Origin of the sequence: Pseudoflavonifractor phocaeensis (genome assembly GCF_016901955.1) — a bacterium.
Classification (GTDB): Bacteria; Bacillota; Clostridia; order Oscillospirales; family Oscillospiraceae; genus Flavonifractor; species Flavonifractor phocaeensis_A.
On sequence record NZ_JACJLC010000123.1, the window covers coordinates 1 to 6,066 of the forward strand.

Annotated in this window: 8 protein-coding genes and 1 pseudogene; 1 reads left to right on the plus strand and 8 read right to left on the minus strand. The window is 42.6% G+C overall.

Annotated elements, in window-relative coordinates:
- Positions 1-304: 304 nt before the first annotated feature.
- From bcrD to H6B51_RS18370, 5 genes are all read right to left on the minus strand, one after another.
- Positions 305-1,132 carry a bacitracin resistance undecaprenyl-diphosphatase BcrD gene (gene bcrD, locus H6B51_RS15900; RefSeq protein ID WP_002576322.1) on the minus strand — a complete coding sequence of 276 codons (828 nt, stop codon included), beginning with the start codon at positions 1,130-1,132 and terminating at the stop codon, positions 305-307.
- Positions 1,132-1,881, minus strand: a complete 750-nt coding sequence (locus tag H6B51_RS15905; RefSeq protein WP_002576323.1) for an ABC transporter permease — start codon at positions 1,879-1,881, stop codon at positions 1,132-1,134. Before H6B51_RS15905 ends, bcrD begins: the two co-directional genes overlap by 1 nt.
- Positions 1,874-2,791: a bacitracin ABC transporter ATP-binding protein BcrA gene (gene bcrA / locus H6B51_RS15910; protein WP_002576324.1), complete on the minus strand. Its 918-nt coding sequence runs from the start codon at positions 2,789-2,791 to the stop codon at positions 1,874-1,876. The genes H6B51_RS15905 and bcrA overlap by 8 nt, the downstream gene beginning before the upstream one ends.
- A 180-nt stretch (positions 2,792-2,971) precedes the next feature.
- The gene (gene bcrR, locus H6B51_RS15915; protein WP_204740159.1) at positions 2,972-3,586 is read right to left on the minus strand and encodes a bacitracin resistance transcriptional activator BcrR; all 615 of its coding nucleotides are present in this window, start codon (positions 3,584-3,586) and stop codon (positions 2,972-2,974) included.
- A complete protein-coding gene (locus tag H6B51_RS18370) occupies positions 3,576-3,773 on the minus strand; it encodes a helix-turn-helix domain-containing protein (protein WP_009246557.1) in 198 nt (65 codons plus the stop codon). Before H6B51_RS18370 ends, bcrR begins: the two co-directional genes overlap by 11 nt.
- A 159-nt stretch (positions 3,774-3,932) precedes the next feature.
- Between H6B51_RS18370 and H6B51_RS15925 the strand changes: the two genes are divergently transcribed.
- Entirely contained in the window at positions 3,933-4,292 is a 360-nt protein-coding gene (locus H6B51_RS15925; RefSeq protein ID WP_425330774.1) for a helix-turn-helix domain-containing protein, read from the plus strand.
- 80 nt (positions 4,293-4,372) lie between these two features.
- Here the strand turns inward: H6B51_RS15925 and H6B51_RS15930 are convergent, their stop codons facing one another.
- The 3 genes and pseudogenes from H6B51_RS15930 to H6B51_RS15940 all read right to left on the minus strand — a co-directional run.
- Positions 4,373-4,669: a hypothetical protein gene (locus H6B51_RS15930; RefSeq protein WP_002576327.1), complete on the minus strand. Its 297-nt coding sequence runs from the start codon at positions 4,667-4,669 to the stop codon at positions 4,373-4,375.
- Positions 4,670-4,729: 60 nt separating this feature from the next.
- Entirely contained in the window at positions 4,730-4,957 is a 228-nt protein-coding gene (locus H6B51_RS15935; protein WP_204884592.1) for a hypothetical protein, read from the minus strand.
- Positions 4,920-5,963 (minus strand): annotated as a pseudogene (locus H6B51_RS15940) (relaxase family protein); the annotation flags it as partial. The gene H6B51_RS15935 and the pseudogene H6B51_RS15940, both read right to left, overlap by 38 nt.
- Positions 5,964-6,066: the final 103 nt, after the last annotated feature.

Here is a 6,066-nt window from a genome sequence, read left to right on the forward strand (position 1 = left end):
CACGCCCGCGGCCGCCATGCACCATTTCCGCGGAAGCAGTGCACCATTCCAGCGGTGGTGATGCACCATCATCTGCGGTCAAGCTGCACTTTTGGAGCGGCGTATGCATTTTTCTCATATCCATAATTAAATCCCATTATTAACCTCCTGTAGATTCAATTTGCAAAATTCACCATGCAAACTAAAATCAGGAGGAGATCGACAACGAGAATCTCTGGGTTGTTTTCCATCCCCAGAAACAAAAATGCCAGCTGATCTTAAGGACCAACTGGCATTTTTATTCGCGCACAAAGAAAACGCATTATTAAGATTTTATAAGTACAACAAGTATACCAAGCACAATTCGATACCAACCAAACACCTTAAAATCATGTTTTTTGATAAAGTTCATTAGGAATTTAATTACTAAGACAGATACCGCAAATGCCACAGCCATACCGAGAACAAGAGCGAGCAGTTCTGCACTTGTAAATTCAAACCCGAATTTTAACAGCTTAAAAGCACTTGCTCCAAGCATAGTAGGTACTGCGAGGAAAAAAGTAAACTCTGCTGCTGCCACTCGTGAAACTCCTATGAGTAAAGCACCTATAATCGTTGCTCCCGACCGTGATGTGCCGGGTATAAGTGATAACACTTGAAATGCCCCTATCAAGATTGCTGTTTTATAGCTGATGTCAGAAAGTGCCATAGTAGTAGGAGTACGCTTTTTATTCCAATTTTCTATGAGAATGAATAACAAACCATAAAAGATTAACATGATTGAAATCACAATGGGGGTTTGGAGGTAAGCATCCAAATAATCATCAAATAGAATCCCCATAATAGCTGACGGTACACAAGCTACCGCAACCTTGAACCACAACGAGAAAGTATCCTTTTTAACAATTGACTGTGCTTTGTTCTTAAATTGAAAGGGAAACATCTTGTTCCAAAACATTACAACCACTGCGAGTATAGCTCCAAGTTGAATAACAACAAAAAACATTTCTTTAAATGCTTCGCTCATATTAAGTGTGATAAATTCGTCCACAAGAATCATATGTCCTGTGCTGCTGATAGGTAGCCACTCAGTAATACCCTCAACAATTCCAAGAAAAATAACTTTTAAAATTTCTATAAAATCAAGTACCATTATTTCAAATCCTCCTTTTTAAAATGATGAAAGGTCATAAGAAAACCAACTGCTGATACAAGAATAATAATAGATACAGACAGCAGTGTAGGATAGCCGGTACTCTGAAGTTTACCCTGCACCAAGAAATAGGTGGCTGTCCACGGATACAACGCTCCCCATTCTTGATTTGAAAGTGCGGCACTTCCCATGACAATCACGGCAGAGCCAATCATCGGGGCGACAAATCCTTTTGTTTTCATAGCAACAAACACAAAAGGAGAAACTGTTAAAAACATCAGGATACTGCCAAACAAAAACTTGGGGAGCCATACTATTGCCACTAGTAAGCTATATCCCTCCAATGTAAAGACAGCGTCATATAGCCCACAAACGATAAATATACCTGCCCATGTTACAAGGGTTAGCATAACAATCCAAAGAAGCAGGGTGCAAAATTTTCCAATTAATAGTTTTGTCCTTGAAATGGGTATGGGCAATATGGTTTTGAGGGTGCTTTCTGTGTACTCTCTGCTAAACAAGTAAGCTGCAATTGCCACATATATCATAATGTTTACCAGCAGCATGATATACAGTACACTGTCGCTGTATATGTCAGACAAGGTAAAGATAATCTCCGGCTTATCAAAATGTGTTTGCAAGGCTTCTATTAACATCAAAAGTGGGGTAGATAATACCCCTGCCACACTAATTAGCACCATTTTTGAACGCTTTAGTTTTAATAATTCACAAGAAATAAGATTAAGCAATACCGCCACCTCCAATCAGTTTAGAAAAGTAGTCCTCTAAGTTTTCCTCACTATCATTTATCCTTGTCACGAGCAGTCCATTTCGTGCAAATTCTCGATTGATTTCTCCAACACTTTGGCTAAAGTCATAAATTCTCACCGTACCGTCCTGCACTGTAAAATCCGTCATGTGGTAGTGGTTTTCTAAAATCTTTCCGGCTATCTCACTGTCAGATAAATCAAATTGAATGTATTTTCGATTCCTTTTGTGAAGCTCGGATATATTCACTTCCTCTACTAAATGCCCCTCGTGCATAACGCCGATAATATCTGCTATCTGTTCAATCTCGCTTAAAACATGGCTTGAGATAAAAATGGTAATGCCATGATTGTGACTAAGTTCAGATAAAAATGAGCGTATTTCAACTATTCCAATGGGGTCAAGTCCGTTAATCGGTTCGTCAAGTATTAAAAGCTCCGGCTCGTGCATAATGGCGGCGGCAATACCAAGCCGTTGCTTCATTCCGAGGGAATAATCGGAAAAGACTTTTCTTTTCTCCTTATGCAGCCCCACAACTTCAAGAGCTTTTTCTACTCCACTTTTAGATACTCCCCCTCGCAGTTTAGCGAGAATTTGCAAATTCTCATACCCTGTTAAATTACTGTAAAATCCCGGTGTTTCGATAATAGAGCCTACTTTGCTATAAAGGGTATGGATATTTTCCTTATAGTTTGTGCCAAACAAGCGTACCGTTCCCTCCGTTGGGAAAGCAAGCTGCAACATCATTTTCATTGCTGTGGTTTTGCCTGCTCCGTTTCTGCCGAGCAAACCATAAATTTTGCCCTTTGGCACATGAAGATTTACCTTATCGACAACGGTGGCTGTTCCGTATCGCTTCGTAAGATTTTCTGTTTCAATGATATAATCCATATTTGATTCTCCTTTCCGTGGGTTGCTGTTCTTGTTTTCGCTGACCACAATCTTATTATCCACGAGTATTGCATAGAAGCCAAGAAATCTACCGTCACAATGCCGACACAATAGATGTCAGCACGAAAAAAGCTCCGACACTTATCGTGTCAGAGCCTATTTTAAAGGGTTTATGGCATTTTACTTTGTTTGGGTTTGCTTTATCCAGACAAATATTTTAGCAACAAATAGCAGAAACATAAGGGCGGTTACATAGGGTTGTCTTGCCGCAGCGAAGAAGCAGATAAAAAGCGTACTCAGCACGAGAGAGCATTTTGTGATTATGTTGCTCCATGATTCCTTTTCAAAACAAACACACATCAGTTTCGCTATCCCAAGTGCAATCAAAACAATAAAAACAATCCAATAGATTGCAAGATATATTGGGGTAGTGTCTGTAAATGAAAGTAGATTGACAGAATAAGTATATCCGTCAACAAGGTTACCATACAACGGCAAAAGTATAAAAGTAACCGCCATCATATCTAATATTCCATAAATGAAACTGTAAATTTTTTTCAAGTTGGAACGATTTTCAGTTTCGGCAAGTGTAATCAGTTCTTCGCCCGATAGCAGTTCATCTATGGTCACAGAAAAGAATTTAGAAATACACTTGAGCGACTCAATGTTAGGGTAACCCTTGCCGCTTTCCCATTTTGAAATGGCTGTTCTTGATACATATAATTGCTCCGCAAGTTGTTCCTGCGTTAAGTTCTTTCCAGTCCTAAGCTGTTGTAGCTTTTCATTAAATTCCATGATTCTCCTCCTGTTTGTTCCTTGTTTTCATACGTCCATCAACGGGTTTTTCTGCATCTTTTGGTATCATCCATGCACGACCAAATTTTTCAGTTCCGTCAATGCGATTTTCCTCACATAATTTTTGTATCCGTCTTTCCGATATGCCCCATTTTTCAGAAGCGGCTTTCACAGAAATGTAATTCATAATATCAACTTCCTTTCGCAAAGAGTATATAATTATTATATACGGAATGACGAATAATAGCAAGTTTCTCTCCACTAATACGAAATTATACACTACTAAACATAAAATCATACTTCGTTCAAATATCATCACCCGAAATGTACAATGATATAGGATGATATTAAAATGTACCAAGATGAAAGAAAACTTGATTTTAAGCCGTTAGGTATAGCGATAAAAAAAGCTCGGGAAGCAAAAGGGTGGACACAGGAATATCTTGCCCAACTGGTAGACCTTACGCCACGCTCTATTATGTATATAGAGAACAGGGGGCAGCACCCAAGGCTTAACAAATTTTATCTCATTACTACCTTGCTTGACATCTCTGTAGACCAGTTCTTTTTTCCATGCAATGAAGATGGCGACAACAATCGCCGCAAACAAGTTGATGTACTGTTGAATGATATGGAAGAAAAGGAGCTTATCGTGATGGAAGCTACGGCTCAAGGCTTGAAAAAGGCAAGAGAAACTGCGGAATAATTAACGCTGTTTTCGTAAGCCAAGCCAACTGAAAAAAGTGCGACACCTACACAGGCTATCGCACTTTTTAGGTTATTTTTTTATTCTCCACACAAATCATAAAGCTGTTCACATCGGTTTTGAATATCTAAGATTTCTGTTTCGGTTAAACTCCTGCGGTTATGAGTAAGTTGTTGCTCTAAAAAATCACGATAGCCATCAAGTAAGGCATCCCGTAAAAGCTCGGGGGCTTTGCAATGTTCCACACCAAACCATTGCTCATCTTTTTCATCCCAAATCATAACGGTGTATCCTCGCTTAGTGTTCACCACCTCCAAAACACTATCTTTATTTAGGTAATCGTTGAATACTTCTAAAACCTTTTCAAAGGTCATCATTTTATCAGCCCTTTCATATTTTAGGTGCTTATATGTAAGTAGTTTATATACTTATTACGACTATGATAATAAAAGTAAATCATCGTGTAAAGGATACGGATATTGTTTGCGAACAAAAGTGGCAAGCAATGCCCCTGGATAGCCATTCGGCTTCCGGCGCTGCTTGTTGAGGGTATCCCCCAAGCCCCCATGAACGCAGAATTTCATTCTGCGGCTGCGCGTCCGATGGACGCTTTTGACCATGACCAGCTCACCGCTGGTCGTGGTCTTTTTCTTTTTCGGCATCATGTTCCGCCTCCATTTTTAAGAGCCGATCCACATTGGCCTTTGCCGCCAGCAGCTCCCGCATTTCCTCACGGGAGCGCCGGTAGTCGGCGTAACTTTTTTTCTTTTCCTCCAGGAGCTTGGCATACTCGGCTTGCAGCGCTTTGACCTTGGGGAGCTTCTTGACCCCCATATCGTCAAAGGCATTTTTGGCCGCCTGATGGAGCAGGAGTTCTTCCTCATGTTCCTCACGGAATTTCTTGGAGTAACCGGCCTTCCGGTAGCCCACATAGGTGTCGCGGGTCTTGGCATAGTTGATGATATGGGTCCGCAGGACAGCGATCTCCGCCATGCGTTTCTCCGCTGCCTTGATTTTGGCAGACAGCTCATTGTGGTGGGCCGTGGCCGTCGCCGCCTTTTCCTCCAGCACCGCATACTCCAGCAGGTTATGCTCGGTGAGATAATTCACGGTCTGCGCCATCTGTTTCAGATTGAAAATCTTGGCCCACCGCGCATACCCGGCACCTTTTCCGGCCCGGAGCTTTGCCTGGATGTCCACCAGCAGATTGACCTTGGGCGGCTCCGGCTGTATGATGATTTTTTTGCGTGGGATGTGCTGCTTATGACCGGCAAGAACGGCCAGCAGGTCCTTCTGGGTGTAGCCTTCGCCCAGGCTGTCCAGCCGGGCCACTTTTCCCCAGCCGGGGAGCTTCAATCGGTAGGATTTTCCGCGCTTGGATACTTCGCAGCCGGATTCCCGGAGCAGCTTCAGCAGCTCGTCCAGGTCAGTGGGCTTTTGTGCCAGGGCGTTGTCAATGGCAGCACGGAGCGATTCCCGATGGGATGGCTTCGCCTGATCCCCCAGCCATTGGTCGTAGCTTTTTCCGTGGGGCTTTGGGTTTTCGACAATGGACAGCCCGTTCTCAATGCAGAGGGTATCGCTCAAATGCCGGACGGCTTTTGTGCTGCCCCAAAAGTTGCGGAACTTCCGGTCACAGTCCAGGTTGACCGAACTCCAAATAATATGGTGGAGTAGGGAAGCACCGCCTTGTCACATTGCTGTGGTAGGTTTGCGCCACCCTCTCCGGGAACCGTACGTACCCCTCTCAGAGTATACGGCTCTGTTACTGCTC

Coding starts and splice junctions, on each gene's coding strand:
- bcrA (WP_002576324.1), bottom strand. CDS start 2,791: ATGGATTATATCATTGAAACAGAAAATCTTACGAAGCGATACGGAACA.
- H6B51_RS15930 (WP_002576327.1), bottom strand. CDS start 4,669: ATGATGACCTTTGAAAAGGTTTTAGAAGTATTCAACGATTACCTAAAT.
- H6B51_RS18370 (WP_009246557.1), bottom strand. CDS start 3,773: ATGAATTACATTTCTGTGAAAGCCGCTTCTGAAAAATGGGGCATATCG.
- H6B51_RS15935 (WP_204884592.1), bottom strand. CDS start 4,957: ATGATGCCGAAAAAGAAAAAGACCACGACCAGCGGTGAGCTGGTCATG.
- bcrR (WP_204740159.1), bottom strand. CDS start 3,586: ATGGAATTTAATGAAAAGCTACAACAGCTTAGGACTGGAAAGAACTTA.
- bcrD (WP_002576322.1), bottom strand. CDS start 1,132: ATGGTACTTGATTTTATAGAAATTTTAAAAGTTATTTTTCTTGGAATT.